Raw genomic sequence first — 13,542 nt, forward strand, 5'->3', positions numbered from 1 at the left:
CATGGAGCTCGCCGGGCGTCACGTCCTCGTCGCCGGAGCCGGGGTCACCGGCAAGTCCATCGTCCCCGTCCTGGCCGACCTGGGCGCGCGGATCACCGTCACCGACGGCAACGCCGAACGGCTGGCGGAACTCGAAGGGCTCGGCGCAGACCTGGTGCCGGGCCTGACGGAGCCGCCCGAAGGCGTCGAGCTGGTCGTGACCAGCCCCGGCTGGAAGCCGACGTCACCGCTGCTGGTGGGGGCGGCCGAAGCGGGCATCGAGGTGATCGGCGACGTCGAGCTGGCGTGGCGGGTCGGGCAGCTGCGCGACAAGCCGCCGGTGTGGCTCGCGATCACCGGCACCAACGGCAAGACCACCACGGTCGGGATGCTGGAGTCGATCCTGCGCACCGCCGGGGTCGACGCCGTGGCCTGCGGGAACGTCGGCTTCGCGGTCCTCGACGCGGTGCGCGCCGGGCACGAGGTGCTCGCGGTGGAGCTGTCGAGCTTCCAGCTGCACTGGTCGTCCACGCTGGCCCCGCTCGCGTCGGTGGTGCTGAACCTCGCCGAGGACCACCTCGACTGGCACGGTTCGATGGAGGAGTACGCGGCCGCGAAGGGCCGGGTCCACACCCACTCCCGGAACGTGGTGCACAACCTGCACGAAGAGTGGTCGATCCGGCTCGCCGACCAGCACGCGCCCGCCGACGCCCGCCGCGTCGCCTTCGGCATGGACACCCCGCGCCCCGGCGAACTCGGGATCGTGGAGGACCTGCTGGTCGACCGCGCCTTCGTCGCCGAACCGGCGACCAGCGCCGACGAACTCGGCACGCTGGCCGACGTCCGTCCCGCCGGTCCGCACAACGTCTCCAACGCGCTCGCCGCGGCCGCGCTGGCCCGCGCGTACGGCGTCAGCGGCGAACACGTCGCCAAGGGCCTGCGCGAGTACCGGCCCGCCCCGCACCGCGCCGAGGAGATCGGCGAGATCGACGGCGTCCGGTACATCAACGACTCCAAGGCGACCAACCCGCACGCGGCGAGCGGTTCGCTGCGCGCCCATCTGAACGTCGTCTGGATCGCCGGTGGCCAGCTCAAGGGCGCTTCCGTGGACGAGCTCGTCGGCTCGATCGCCGGAAGGCTGCGCGGAGTCGTCCTCTTCGGCGTGGATTCACCCGTGATCGCCGCCGCTGTTGCGCGACACGCGCCGGATGTCCCGGTCAACAGCCTCCCTTCGGGTGACGATGACACCATGACTGCGGCGGTGAAGGCGGCCCGCGCCCTGGCGCGAGCTGGAGATGTGGTGCTGCTGGCCCCCGCCGCGGCGTCGTTGGACATGTACCGCTCCTACGGCGAGCGCGGCGACGCGTTCGCGAGTGCGGTCCGTGTCCTGCGCGACGGTGCGGGGGAGACCAGTGACGGCGGTTGAGGAAAAGAAGCGCGAGGCCCCTCCTCGCAAACGGCGTGAGCGCAAGGAAAGCCCGTTCGTCGCCTTCCGCACCGCGCTGACGGCGTGGCTTTCGCGGCCGCTCGCCTCGTTCCACCTGGTGCTGGCGCTCACCGGCGTGCTGACCGTGATCGGCATCGTGATGGTGCTGTCCGCCTCTTCGGTCGCTTCGTACAACCCGAAGACCGGCACCGGCGTGTACGCCCAGTTCAGCAAGCACATCATGTTCGTCGCGATCGGCGCGGTGGTGTTCTGGATCGGGCTGCGGGTCCCGCTCGAACGCGTCCGGCGGCTGTCGGCGACGGCGACCGTGGTCTGCCTGGGGCTGCTCGTGCTGGTGCTGACCCCGCTCGGGTCCACGGTCAACGGCTCGCAGGGCTGGTTCCGGCTCGGCGGGTTCGCCTTCCAGCCGGTCGAGGCGGCCAAGGTCGCACTGGCCTTCTGGGGCGCGCACATCCTGGTGATCAAGTACAACATCATCAACCAGTGGCGGCATCTGCTCGTCCCCGTCGTGCCGATCGCGCTGCTGATGTTCGCGCTGGTCATGATGCAGCCCGACCTCGGCGGCACGGTCACCCTCGCGGTGGTGCTGCTGGCCCTGCTGTGGTTCGCGGGCGCGCCGAAACGGCTGTTCGGCGTCATCCTCGCGGGTGGTCTCGTCGGGGTACTGGTGCTGGCCATCATCGAGCCGTACCGGCTCGCACGGGTCTTGTCGTTCGTCTCCGGCGACCCGGACACCAGCGCGGACGGTTTCCAGGCCAACCAGGCGAAACTCGCGCTCGCCGACGGCGGTCTGTTCGGCAAGGGACTCGGCCAGGGCCAGTCCAACTGGGGCTACCTGCCCAACGTGCAGAACGACTTCATCTTCGCCCTGATCGGCGAGGAGCTCGGCTTCATCGGCTGCGCGGTCGTGCTGGGGCTGTTCGCCGGGGTCGCCGTCGTCGGCCTGCGGATCGCCACCCGGAACATCGACCCGTGGATCCGCATCGTGGCCGGCACGCTGACGGTCTTCCTGGTCGCGCAGGCCGGTATCAACATCGGCTACGTCGTCGGCCTGCTGCCGGTCACCGGGGTCACCCTGCCGCTGATCTCCTACGGCGGGACGTCGCTGGTGATCACCATGCTCATCATGGGGATCCTCGCCAACGCCGCCCGGCACGAACCGGAGGCGGTGGCCGCACTGCGCTCGCAGGGGCCAGGTAAATTCGGACGCCTGCTGAGGCTTCCCGCGCCCGAGCCGTACCGCCCGCCCGCCAAGCGGAAGGGCGCCGCGGCCCGAGGCGGCGCCACCAAGGCGGCGAGGCCCGCGCCGAGGACGGCGAGGCCTTCGCCCGCCCAGGAACGGCGCCGGTCGGTACGGGAGCCCGGCAGAAGGACGGCCGCGCGAACCGCGGTGAACCGCGGTACCGCGAAACGGGGTACCGCAAACCGGAGAGGTCATAGGTGAACAACCCCGTCAGAGGTGGCGCCGGAGCCGAAGTCGAAGGCAAGGCGCCGGTGGTCGTGGTCGCGGGCGGCGGTACCGCAGGGCACATCGAACCGGCACTCGCCCTCGCCGACGCGGTGATGCGCCTGCGTCCCGACGCGAAGGTGATCGCGCTGGGGACCCAGCGCGGGCTGGAGAACAAGCTCGTCCCGGCGCGCGGCTACCCGCTCGAGCTGATCCCCCCGGTCCCGATGCCGCGCAAGCCGACGCCCGAACTGCTGAAGATGCCGCTGAAGGTCCGCGACTCGGTCAAGCGCACCCGGGAGATCCTGGAACGCGTCGGCGCGGACGTCGTCGTCGGCTTCGGCGGTTATGTCGCGCTCCCGGCGTATCTCGCCGCGCGCGGGCGCACGCCGATCGTGGTGCACGAGGCCAACGAGAAGCCGGGCCTGGCGAACAAGGTCGGCGCGCGGTTCGCCGCCCGCGTCGCCGTCGCCGTGCCGGGGACGCCGCTGGCGAAGGCCGAGGTCGTCGGGATCCCGCTGCGCCGCTCCATCACCGCGCTCGATCGGGCTGCGCTGCGCGCCGAGGCCCGTGAGCACTTCGGGCTCGACCCCGACGCCCCGACGCTGCTGGTCTTCGGTGGCTCGCAGGGCGCGGTGTCGATCAACAACGCGGTGTCCGGCGCGGCCAAGGAGTTCGCGGACGCCGGTGTCGGCGTCCTGCACGCCCACGGGCCGAAGAACACGCTGGTCGTCCAGGAGTTCCCCGGCAAGCCCGCGTACGTCCCGGTGCCGTACCTGGAGCGTATGGACCTGGCCTACGCCGCCGCCGACGCGGTGCTGTGCCGCTCGGGCGCGATGACCGTCGCCGAGGTGTCCGCCGTCGGCCTGCCCGCCGTCTTCGTCCCGCTGCCCTACGGCAACGGCGAGCAGGCGGTCAACGCCCGGCCCGCGGTCGACGCGGGTGCCGGGCTGATGGTCGCCGACGCCGACCTCTCCGCCGCCAAGGTCGCGGAACTGGTGATCCCGCTGGTGTCCGACGCCGACCGGATCGCGAAGATGAGCGCGGCCGCGGTCGGCCTCGGCCACCGAGAGGCCGACGAGACCCTTGCCAAGATCGTGCTGGAGGCCGCAGGTGCCTGATCAACTCCCCGACACGCTCACGCGTGCCCACCTGATCGGGATCGGCGGCGCCGGGATGAGCGGGATCGCCCGCATCCTGCTGGCCCGCGGGGCCCAGGTCTCGGGTTCCGACGCCAAGGAGTCGCGCGCGTTCCTTTCGCTGCGTGCCCAGGGCGCCGAGATCGCCGTCGGCCAGAGCGCCGAGAACCTCGACGCGTTCCCCGAAGGCCCGTCCTCGGTGATCGTGTCGACAGCCATCAAGGACGACAACCCGGAACTGGCGGCCGCGCGGGAACGCGGGATCACCGTGCTGCACCGCGCGCAGGCGCTGGCCGGGCTGATGGAGGGCCACCGCGTCGCCTGCATCGCCGGGACGCACGGCAAGACGTCGACGACGTCGATGCTGACCGTCGCGCTGCAGCAGTGCCGTCTCGACCCGTCGTTCGCCATCGGCGGCGACCTCAACGAGTCGGGCGCGAACGCGCACCACGGCGAGGGCGGGCTCTTCGTCGCCGAGGCCGACGAGAGCGACGGGTCGTTCCTGGCCTACTCGCCGTCGGTCGCCGTGGTGACCAACGTCGAACCGGACCACCTGGACCACCACGGCACCGCCGAGGCGTACGTCTCGGTGTTCACCGACTTCCTCGGCCGGATCGAGCCGGGTGGGCTGCTCGTCGTCTGCGGTGACGACGAAGGGGCCGAAAAGCTGGGCGCGCAGGCCTCGGCGCAGGGCATCCGCGTCCGCCGCTACGGGCGCTCGGTCACCGGCGAGGACGACGCCAAGATCCTGGACTTCGTGCCGGCCCCGGACGGTGGCGTGGTCCGGATCTCCTTGCAGGGCGAGGAAATCGTCCTCCGGGTCGCGGTACCGGGCGAGCACATGGCACTGAACGCGATCGCCGCGCTGCTGGCAGGCATCGAGCTCGGCGCGCCGGTCGAAGGACTGGCCGAGGGGCTCGCCGCGTTCGGCGGGGTGCGGCGGCGGTTCGAGTTCAAGGGCCGCTCGGGCGACGTCCGGGTGTACGACGACTACGCGCACCACCCGACCGAGGTCGACGCGCAGCTGCGCGCGGTGCGGACGGCGGCCGGCCCGGGCCGGGTCATCGTGGTCTTCCAGCCGCACCTGTACTCGCGTACGAAGACGTTCTCGAAGGAGTTCGCGGCCGCGCTGTCGCTGGCCGACGAGGTCGTCGTGCTGGACGTCTTCGGGGCCCGTGAGAAACCGGAACCCGGGGTGAGCGGCGCGCTCATCGCCGACCAGATCTCCGGCGTCTCCGTGCACTACCAGCCCGCGTTCGACGTCGCAGCGAAGCTCGCGGCGGATCTGGTCAAGCCCGGCGACCTGCTGGTGACCATGGGCGCCGGTGACGTCACGCAGCTCGGCCCGGAGATCCTGGCCGAGCTGGACCGGCGGGCGGGTTAGGGCATGCCACAGACCGGGGAACGCCGCCGCCCGGCCGAACCCGGTCGGCGTCCGCGCTCTGAACGCTCCGAACGGGTCAAGCGGACTCCGCGGGCCGAACGGACTCAACGGCTGAAGGAGCGGCGCGGCAGGCGGTCCGTGTACGACCGTCGTCGCACCGCCCGGCCGTCGCGCCACAAGGAGATGCGGCGGCGCTGGGTCGCGCTGCTTTCGGTGCTGACCGCGGCCGCGCTGGTCTACCTGCTGTGGTTCAGCTCGATGCTGGGCGTGCAGCAGGTCGACGTCGTCGGGGCGAGCTCCGTTCCCGCGGACCAGATCCGCGGCACGGCGGCGATACCGGACCAGAAGCCGATGCTGCGCCTGGACACCGACGAGATCCGGGACCGGGTGGCGCAGATGCCCGGCATCGCCACCGTCGACGTCTCCCGGTCCTGGCCGAGCACCCTCGAGATCACCGTGACCGAACGCGCCGCGATCGCGTTCTTCGACAGCGGGCCCGGCGGCGACGGCGTGCACCTCGTCGACGGCGCGGGTGTCGTGTTCAAGACGGTCAAGGAACGGCCCGCCGGGCTGCCGGAGCTCAAGCTGCCCTCGGTGTCGGCCGACGACCCGGTGACCCGCGCGGTGACCGGTGTCCTTGGCGTGATCCCGCAGCAGCTGCTCAAACAGGTCACCACCGCGACGGCGAAGACGCCCGGCAGTGTCGAGTTCGTGCTGGCCGACGGGAAGACCGTGCGGTGGGGGACCTCGGCCGACACCGAACGCAAGGCGAAGGTGCTGGCCGCGTTGCTCACCCGCGAGGGCAAGGTCTTCGACGTCTCGGCACCGGATCTGCCCACCGTCTCCTGACGCGTTTCGTCCTCTGGATGCGGTAGTTCGTGTCGCCAACTACCGCAACTAGAGGACGAAACGCGGGTCGACCAGGGCTTCGATGCCGTCCAGCATGCGCTCCAGCCCGAACGTGAAGGTCTCGTCGGCGGCTTCGCAGGTCTCCGCGTCGTAGCCGCCGCTTTCCCACGTCCGCGTCATCGCCGGATGCCGCTCCACGTCGAAGTACTTCTCCCAGAACACCGACCGCTGTCCCCACCAGGCGTCCGTCGTCTGTCCGGTCTGCTGCTCGACCTGCGCGGTCTCGGCGAACAGTGTCGCGTTCGCCTGGACGTAGATCTCGATGCTGTTCGCGGCCGCGGCCGCCTTGCGGGGCGCCAGCCCGATGTCCGAAACGGCCGCGATCAGGTATTCCTGGCCCGCCATCAGTCCGGGGCCGAGGACCGGCCGGACCATCGACGTCGAGCGCAGCCACGGATGCGCCCGGAACGCGGCTAGGGTGCGTTCGGCGTAGAGCCGCACCTGATCGCGCCAGCCGTCCGGCCGGGGATCGCCCGGGCCGGGGAGGTCCCGCTCGGCGAGCACCGCGTCCACCATGAGGTCGAGCAGCTCCGTCTTGCCGGGGACGTAGGTGTACAGCGTCATCGTGCCGACCCCGAGCTCCTCCGCGATCCGGCTCATCGACACGGTCGCCTCGCCCGCGCCGTCGGCGAGCGTGACGGCGGTGGCGATCACCTGGTCGAGGGTCAGTTTCGGCTTCCGTCCCCTGGTCGACTGGCGGGCCTCGCCCCGGTCACGCCACAACAGTTCGAGGCTGCGCTCGACGTCCATCCACACTCCACTCGGCCGTGAAACTGGATTCTACATTCCCGTATCGGGTACGGTTAAGCCATTCCCGTAGGACGTACGAAAAGGAGTGGGGAATCGTGACGATCCTGGTGACCGGTGCGACCGGAAGCGTCGGCAGGCTGCTCGTCGACGAACTGGTGAAGGCCGGAGCGCCGGTGCGGGCGCTGACCGTCAACCCGGCGAAGGCGGCGCTGCCCGCCCAGGTGGAGGTCGCCAAGGGCTACCTGGGCAAGCCGGAGACGCTGCCGGAAGCTCTCAAGGGCATCGAGACCGTGTACCTGGCGCCGCTCGCGGCCAAGGTCGACGACTTCGTGAAGCTGGCCAAGGAGGCGGGAGTGTGCCGGGTGGTGGCGCTGTCGGGCAGCAACGCCGACGACCCGGTGGAGAACTCGAGCGGCGTGGACTACGCGATCATCGAGAAGGCGGTCCGGGAGGCGGACTTCGACTGGACGTTCCTGCGGCCGGGCGCGTTCATGAACAACACCCTCGGCTGGGCGGAGTCGATCAAAGCCGAGCGAGTGGTCCGCGAGGCCTACGCCGAAGCTCGGACGACGCCGATCGACCTCGGGGACATCGCCGCCGTCGCGGCGCACGTCATCCTGACCGAAGGGCACGTCGGCAAGAAGCACACGTTGAGCGGGCCGACGGCGATCAGCCAGCGCGAACAGGTCGCCGCCATCTCGGCCGCGCTCGGCGAAGAGGTGACCTTCCGGGAACTCACCCGGGAGGAGGCGAACAAGCAGTGGGCCGGCGCCGGTGTCCCGGTGGAGATCGCGGAATGGCTGCTCGACGGCTTCGCGTACTTCACCGAGAACCCCGACAAGCCGACGGGCGTCGTCCAGGAACTCACCGGGCGGCCCGGGGTCACGTACGCGGAGTGGGCCGCGGCGAACGTCGACGCGTTCCGCTGACGCACCCGCGCGTTTAGTCCTCTGGATGCGGTAGTTGGCGTCGTGAACTACCGCATTCAGAGGACGAAATGCGGTGGGTCAGTGGGCTCGGCGGGGCAGGCGGGTCGGCAGCGGCGCGCCGCGTCGCGGCTGGTCCGCCGTCGCCCGAGCGGGCTGCGTGGGCGGCGGTGACATGCGTTTCGGCTGGGGCAGCGGAGGCGGCGCCTGCGACTCGCGGGGCCAGGCGGGAGTGATCATCGCCTGCGCCCCGACCCGGCGGACCGGCAGGCCGTGCGCCTCCCGCGCGGGCAGGCCGGGCCAGATCTCGCTCGCCTCCTTGGCGGCGTCGCGGATCGCGGTGCCGTCGAGCGAGGTGTGCGTCTCCTCGATGTCGCGGTCGAGCCACTGGACGATGAACTCCAGCGGCCCGTCGGGCGGCAGCGGCCACAGGAAGATCTCGTGGTCGACATGGAACGCCGAACCGCCCAGCCCCTGCGCGCGCAGCACCGGCTGATCCGGTTGGGCGGCCGACGGTACGGAGATGGTCTCCGAACTGGCCCGCCGTCCGTCGGGGAAGAGCACGCCGACCAGCAGCGCGTTGTAGTCCGGAACCCGGCGGTGATCGATCAGGCCTTCGTCGGGATCGCCGGACAGGAGATCCCGCGAGTACACCGACAGCTGGAACGACACCGACTCCGGCCACACCTCGATACCGCGCAGCGCCACGACGGTCCGTTCGGCGCGGCCCAGCGGCATCGACCAGGGCAGGATCGCCGGGACGATGTACTCGTGCGGTGACTCCACCCAGGGGCGGCCGTTGTAGCCGAACAGCTCCTGTTCCGGCACCGGGAAGAGGGGACGGCTGCGCGGGCCGTCCGTGAAGAAGCTCATCGTGGCCCGGGCGCGACCGAACGCGAGGTGAACCTGTCCGACCTGCCGCTCACGCCGTCAACGACCACCATGCGGTTCACGGTATCCGATGACCAGGCCGGTACTGAACGGTTTCACCGCACCTTTCGCGTCACCCGAAGCCCTTGAGCTTCACTTTCGTGCCCTTCGGCACCTTCGTGCCCGGCTGCGGATCCTGCTGCAGGACGAAGTCGAAACCACCGTTTCCGCCGCCGTGGCCGTTACCGTTTCCGCGACCCTCACGGTCGGCGTCCAAGCCCGCCTGGCGCAGGATCTGGATGGCCTCTTCCATCCGTTTGAAGGTCACGTTCGGTACTTCGACGGCGTTCGAAACGAACACCCCGATCCGGCGGTTGCTCGCCTTGCCGCCGCCCTTCGGGTCGGTGCGGATCACCTGGCCGGCGGCGAACTGGTCCGAGAACTCCTCGCCCGCCTGGAACGGCTGGAAGCCCGCCTGCTGCAGGATCTGGAACGCGGCGTCCTTGCTCTGTCCGGTGACGTCCGGGACCGGCGGCAGCGGTTCGGGACCCTTGGACAGGATGACCGTGACCTGCCCGCCGATGTTCAGCTGCGAACCGGGGCTCGGGTCGGTGCGGATCACCTTGCCCTTGGCGACGTCGCTGTACTCCTGCTCGCCCTGGACCGGCGTCAGCTGCGCGGCCTTGATCGCCGTCTCCGCGTCCTGCTGGCTCGTGCCCGCCTGGATGTCCGGCACGATCGGGCGGCCCTTCGACAGCACGACGTTGACCGTGGCTCCCGGCGCGAGCGACGCGCCCGCCGCCGGGTCCGACCGGATCACCGTGTGCTGCGCGGCGGTGTCGCTGTACTCCTCGGTGTAGGCCGGGGTCAGCTTCGCCGTCCGGAGCGCGTTGCCGGCGGCGGCCTGGTTCATCCCGGCCAGTTTCGGCACCGACGCCGAGGTGGGGCCCGTGTCGTTGAGGATGAACGCGAACGCGCCGATCAGACCGCCGAGGACCAGCACCGCCGCCGCGATCATGATGTAGAGGCGTTTGCGCGACTGCGGCTGGTCGTCGTCGTCCGCGGGGCGCTTGGGACGCGGGGGAGGCGTCCGCGGCGGCTGGGCGGCGGGGAACTGCTGCTCCCGCCGCATCGCCTGGGTGCCGCGCGGCCCGGAGACCGGCATGGTCGCTTCGGCGACCGGGGTCAGCACCGTCGTCGCCGCGGACGGGCCCGCCGGGATCGCGGGGATGCCGGGAGTGGTGCGCTCGGCGTCGGTCTCCCGGTCGGCGTCCGCGGGCAGCGGCACGGGCACCGGGACCGCGGGGATGCCGAGTGCGGTGCGCAGGTGGTTCAGTTCGGCGAGGAACGCCGTGGCATCGGCCGGGCGCCGTTCGGGATCACGCCGGGTGGCGCGCAGGATCAGCTCGTCCAGCATCGGCGGGATGTCCGGGCGCAGTTCGCTCGGGCGAGGGACGTCGTCGTTGACGTGCCGGTACGCCACCGAGAGGGCGGTGTCGCCGGTGTAGGGCGCGCGCCCGGTGAGCATTTCGTACAGCAGGATCCCGGCCGAGTAGACGTCGCCGCTCGACGTGGTCGCGCCGGTGGCGACCTGTTCGGGCGAGACGTAGGCGACGGTGCCGAGGATGACGCTCGAACTCGTGGTGCCCGCGCTGGCGATCGCGCGGACCAGGCCGAAGTCGCCCACCTTGACCACGCCGCCCGAAAGGGCCGTGCCGCCGCGCCCGATGAGCACGTTCTCCGGTTTGACGTCGCGGTGCACCAGCCCGGCGGCGTGCGCCGCGGCCAGCGCGGACAGCACCGGCTCGGCGATGCTCAGCGCGAGCGCGACGTCCAGCGGGCCGCGTTCGGCGAGCAGTTCGCGCAGGGTCCCGCCGTCGACGAGTTCCATGACCAGGAACGCGCGGCCGGACTCTTCACCGCCGGGGGTGTCGAAGCCCTGGTCGTGCACCGCCACCACGTGCGGATGGTGCAGCCGGGCCGCCGACCTGGCCTCCCGTTCGAAGCGTTCGACGAACGACCTGTCGTCGGCGAACCGCGGGTCCATGATCTTGATGGCGACCTGGCGGTCCAAGCGGGTGTCGACGCCGCGGTACACCGACGACATCCCACCGCGTGCGAGCAGCTTGTCCACCCGGTAGCGGCCCTCGAGCAGAGTGCCCACCAGCGTGGGGTCCGTGCGTGTCACGGCTATGGATCGTACGGAAGTGCCCATGTTCTGGTGTACGGGACCTGGCTCCCCGGGGATCACGATTCGCGGCATTTCGTCGAATCGGCGGTATACGTGACCAACCGGGCACTCTCCGTCATGGCCGAGTCGTCACCCATGCGTACTAACGGAGCGGGAGACGGAATGTGGCACAGTGTCACCTGTGAGTGGTATTCCCGTCGCCGACGACGTTCTCGATGCAGATGTGGCCGTTCTCCCGCTTCCCGAGGTCGCGACCGCGCTGAACGTTTCGGCCAACAAGGTCCGCCAGATGCTGCGCGACGGCCACCTGATCGCGGTCCGGCGCAAGGGCGAGCTGTACGTCCCGGCCGGATTCCTGGTGAAGGACGGCGTGGTCAAGGGCCTGGCGGGCACCATCACCGTGCTCGCGGACTCGGGCTTCAGCCGGACGGAGATGCTGCGCTGGCTCTTCGCCGAGGACGAGACCCTGCCGGGGACCACCCCGGTCAACGCGCTCCGCACCAGCCACGGCACCGAGGTCAAACGGCGCGCGCAGGCGATGGCGTTCTAGTCCGCCTGGACGTTCTGACCAGTACATACGTCGCAGCCGCGAGCAGCTGGCAGCCCGCTGCGGCGCCCAGTGCGGCGGTTACTGAGAGTGCGCTCAACGGGCCCGCGGCCGCCGCTCCCGCCGCGAGGCCGGTGATCTTCACGCTCGCCGCCGTCGTGAAAACCTGAGCCCGCACGTCCGCGGGCGCCTCGCGATGCCGGATGGCGAAAAGAGCCGAAAGTTGTGGTCCTTCGGCGAAACCGGCGAGTACGGCGGCGGCCAGGAGGGTCACCACGTCATGGCCCGCCGCCGCGAGCAGGAAGCTCGCGCCCAGCAGGACGGTGGTGGCGAGCACGGTGCGATCCGGCGGTGGCGGCTTGCGGGCCAGCACGGCGTTCGCGACCAGTGACGCGGCGGCCAGGATGGCGAGCAGGAGCGCGCCGAAGCCCGGGTTCCCGAGTCGCTGGGCGCCGAGCAGCGGATAGCAGACCACGGCGATCCCGATGCCGACGAAGGACACCGTGGACGTCGCGGTGGCCCGCAGCAGCGAACGGTTGCGGAAAAGGACCGAGAACCCGTCGGCGAGCCGGCGCAGGATCGGTTTCGCGGGCTTCGCTTCGACGGCGGGCAGCGACCAGGCCGCGGGGAAGGCAGCCACGACCAGTGTGATCGCGACGGCCACCGCGGCCGGGGCCCCGGCGTACGCGGCCACGAGCCCGGCGAGCCCCGGTCCGGCGAGGCTCGCGGCGGTGAACGTCATCGCGTCCAGCGCGCTCGCCCTCGCCAGCGGTGTGCCGCCCCGGGCGTTGGGCAGCTGAGCCGTCCAGCCACCCGCCAGGGCGGGGTTGAGCAACCCGGCCGCGACGGCCACCGCGATCGCCGCGGGGACTTCGACGAGCGCGAGCACCGCGCCGAGCCCGGCCGCGTAGGCGAGCAGCGCCCACGCCAGCAGCCGTCCCGGCCGGGGACTGCGGTCGAGCAGCGCGCCGAGCAGCGGCCCGCCTGCCGCGGCCGAGATCGTCAGGCCCGCGAGCAGCGCGGACCCGGTGGCGGCGGAGCCGTCGACGCTGAGTCCCAGCAGGAGCAACGCCGGCCCGGACAGCTCGTCGCCGGTCCTGGCGACCGTCGCGCCGGTGAGGTAGACGGCGAGACTGTAACGGCCTTTCATGAGCAAGACGTTACAGTGGGGTATGACTTCAGCGCAGCAGGATTTCCTGCCCGGCCGTTCGGCGCGGGCGGGGGCGCAGCGGACGGTGGATCTTCTGGAGGTCCTGCTCGTTCCGGAGCCTTCGGTTTCGGCTGTGCGTTCCGTGCTGGAGGCGCACGGGGAGACCTCTGTCGAGCTGGGGCCTTCGGACCTGACATCGTTGTGCGAGGCGGCTTCGGAACTGCGTGAGGTCTTCGCGGCGCGGGATGCCCCGGAAGCGGCCGCGGTGCTCAACCGGCTGCTGGCTCGGTACGCGCATCCGCCGCGGCTGACCGATCACGCCGACGGGTTCGGCTGGCACCTGCACGTGGACGCCGACGACGACGGGCCGTGGGGCGCGTGGCTGGTGACGTCGTCCGCGCTGGCGCTGGCGGTGCTGCTCGCGGACCGTCAGGCGCCGCCGGGTGGGTTGTGTGCCGCTTCGGGCTGCGGGAAGCCCTTCGCGCACTTGGGTGGGGGGAGTCCGCGCCGGTATTGCTCGACGCGGTGTGCCACCCGGGAGCGGGTCGCTGCCCACCGCCGGAACCGCTCGTGAGTGGTGAGGACGGTTAGAGGGGACCGGTATTACCTACCCGCGCCTGGCTGGGCGTGGTGGTTCGGAGGCTGCCAGGCGCGACGATGGAGGAATTGGGACGTTGAACGTCCCAATTCCTTCATCGTCGCCAGGGGTGCCCTTGATCAACGGAAGATTCGGGACACTCAGCGTCCCCGATCTTCCGTTGATCAAGGTTGTGCCGGGCGTGACCGGTGGCAGTCGAGGTGAC

12 protein-coding genes are annotated in these 13,542 nt (G+C 71.1%); 8 read left to right on the forward strand and 4 right to left on the reverse strand.

The annotated features are described in order from the left end of the window. The first annotated feature begins 1 nt into the window (after window position 1). From murD to ACFWMR_RS30880, 5 genes are read left to right on the forward strand one after another with little or no spacing between them, the layout of a single operon-like run. A complete protein-coding gene (murD, locus tag ACFWMR_RS30860) occupies window positions 2–1,405 on the forward strand; it encodes a UDP-N-acetylmuramoyl-L-alanine--D-glutamate ligase (protein ID WP_378380920.1) in 1,404 nt (467 codons plus the stop codon). Beyond that, on the forward strand, window positions 1,392–2,870 hold the full coding sequence (ftsW, locus tag ACFWMR_RS30865) for a putative lipid II flippase FtsW (protein ID WP_093935849.1): 1,479 nt from the start codon (window positions 1,392–1,394) through the stop codon (window positions 2,868–2,870). The genes murD and ftsW overlap by 14 nt, the downstream gene beginning before the upstream one ends. Beyond that, complete coding sequence (murG, locus tag ACFWMR_RS30870; RefSeq protein ID WP_378277346.1) at window positions 2,867–3,994, forward strand: undecaprenyldiphospho-muramoylpentapeptide beta-N-acetylglucosaminyltransferase; 1,128 nt, start codon at window positions 2,867–2,869, stop codon at window positions 3,992–3,994. The genes ftsW and murG overlap by 4 nt, the downstream gene beginning before the upstream one ends. Further along, window positions 3,987–5,396 (forward strand): UDP-N-acetylmuramate--L-alanine ligase, encoded by a 1,410-nt coding sequence (gene murC, locus ACFWMR_RS30875; protein ID WP_378380921.1) that lies wholly within the window; start codon window positions 3,987–3,989, stop codon window positions 5,394–5,396. Before murG ends, murC begins: the two co-directional genes overlap by 8 nt. 3 nt (window positions 5,397–5,399) lie before the next feature. Beyond that, a complete protein-coding gene (locus ACFWMR_RS30880) occupies window positions 5,400–6,245 on the forward strand; it encodes a cell division protein FtsQ/DivIB (protein ID WP_093935844.1) in 846 nt (281 codons plus the stop codon). A 48-nt stretch (window positions 6,246–6,293) separates the two neighbouring features. Here ACFWMR_RS30880 and ACFWMR_RS30885 read toward each other — a convergent pair whose 3' ends face one another. Next, on the reverse strand, window positions 6,294–7,055 hold the full coding sequence (locus ACFWMR_RS30885) for a TetR/AcrR family transcriptional regulator (protein WP_093935843.1): 762 nt from the start codon (window positions 7,053–7,055) through the stop codon (window positions 6,294–6,296). A gap of 95 nt (window positions 7,056–7,150) precedes the next feature. Here ACFWMR_RS30885 and ACFWMR_RS30890 point away from each other — a divergent pair, with 95 nt between their 5' ends. Next, the gene (locus tag ACFWMR_RS30890) at window positions 7,151–7,984 is read left to right on the forward strand and encodes an NAD(P)H-binding protein (RefSeq protein WP_378380922.1); all 834 of its coding nucleotides are present in this window, start codon (window positions 7,151–7,153) and stop codon (window positions 7,982–7,984) included. A gap of 78 nt (window positions 7,985–8,062) precedes the next feature. On the opposite strand, the gene ACFWMR_RS30895 is transcribed toward ACFWMR_RS30890, so the two are convergent. Together ACFWMR_RS30895 and pknB are read right to left on the reverse strand one after the other, a co-directional pair. After that, window positions 8,063–8,854 (reverse strand): hypothetical protein, encoded by a 792-nt coding sequence (locus ACFWMR_RS30895; protein ID WP_378380923.1) that lies wholly within the window; start codon window positions 8,852–8,854, stop codon window positions 8,063–8,065. 130 nt (window positions 8,855–8,984) lie between these two features. Then, complete coding sequence (gene pknB, locus ACFWMR_RS30900) at window positions 8,985–11,039, reverse strand: Stk1 family PASTA domain-containing Ser/Thr kinase (protein WP_378380924.1); 2,055 nt, start codon at window positions 11,037–11,039, stop codon at window positions 8,985–8,987. Between the two features lie 184 nt (window positions 11,040–11,223). On the opposite strand from pknB, the gene ACFWMR_RS30905 reads away from it, so the two are divergent. Continuing rightward, window positions 11,224–11,592, forward strand: coding sequence for an Rv2175c family DNA-binding protein (locus ACFWMR_RS30905; RefSeq protein WP_093937298.1), 369 nt, complete (start codon window positions 11,224–11,226; stop codon window positions 11,590–11,592). Here ACFWMR_RS30905 and ACFWMR_RS30910 read toward each other — a convergent pair. Continuing rightward, on the reverse strand, window positions 11,561–12,739 hold the full coding sequence (locus ACFWMR_RS30910) for an MFS transporter (RefSeq protein WP_378380925.1): 1,179 nt from the start codon (window positions 12,737–12,739) through the stop codon (window positions 11,561–11,563). The two genes, ACFWMR_RS30905 and ACFWMR_RS30910, sit on opposite strands and share 32 nt — an antisense overlap. A gap of 22 nt (window positions 12,740–12,761) precedes the next feature. Between ACFWMR_RS30910 and ACFWMR_RS30915 the strand changes: the two genes are divergently transcribed. Next, window positions 12,762–13,313: a CGNR zinc finger domain-containing protein gene (locus ACFWMR_RS30915; RefSeq protein WP_378380926.1), complete on the forward strand. Its 552-nt coding sequence runs from the start codon at window positions 12,762–12,764 to the stop codon at window positions 13,311–13,313. The last annotated feature ends 229 nt before the right edge of the window (window positions 13,314–13,542 follow it).

The sequence above is a fragment of the Amycolatopsis thailandensis genome (assembly GCF_042723255.1).
Taxonomy (GTDB): domain Bacteria; phylum Actinomycetota; class Actinomycetes; order Mycobacteriales; family Pseudonocardiaceae; genus Amycolatopsis; species Amycolatopsis thailandensis.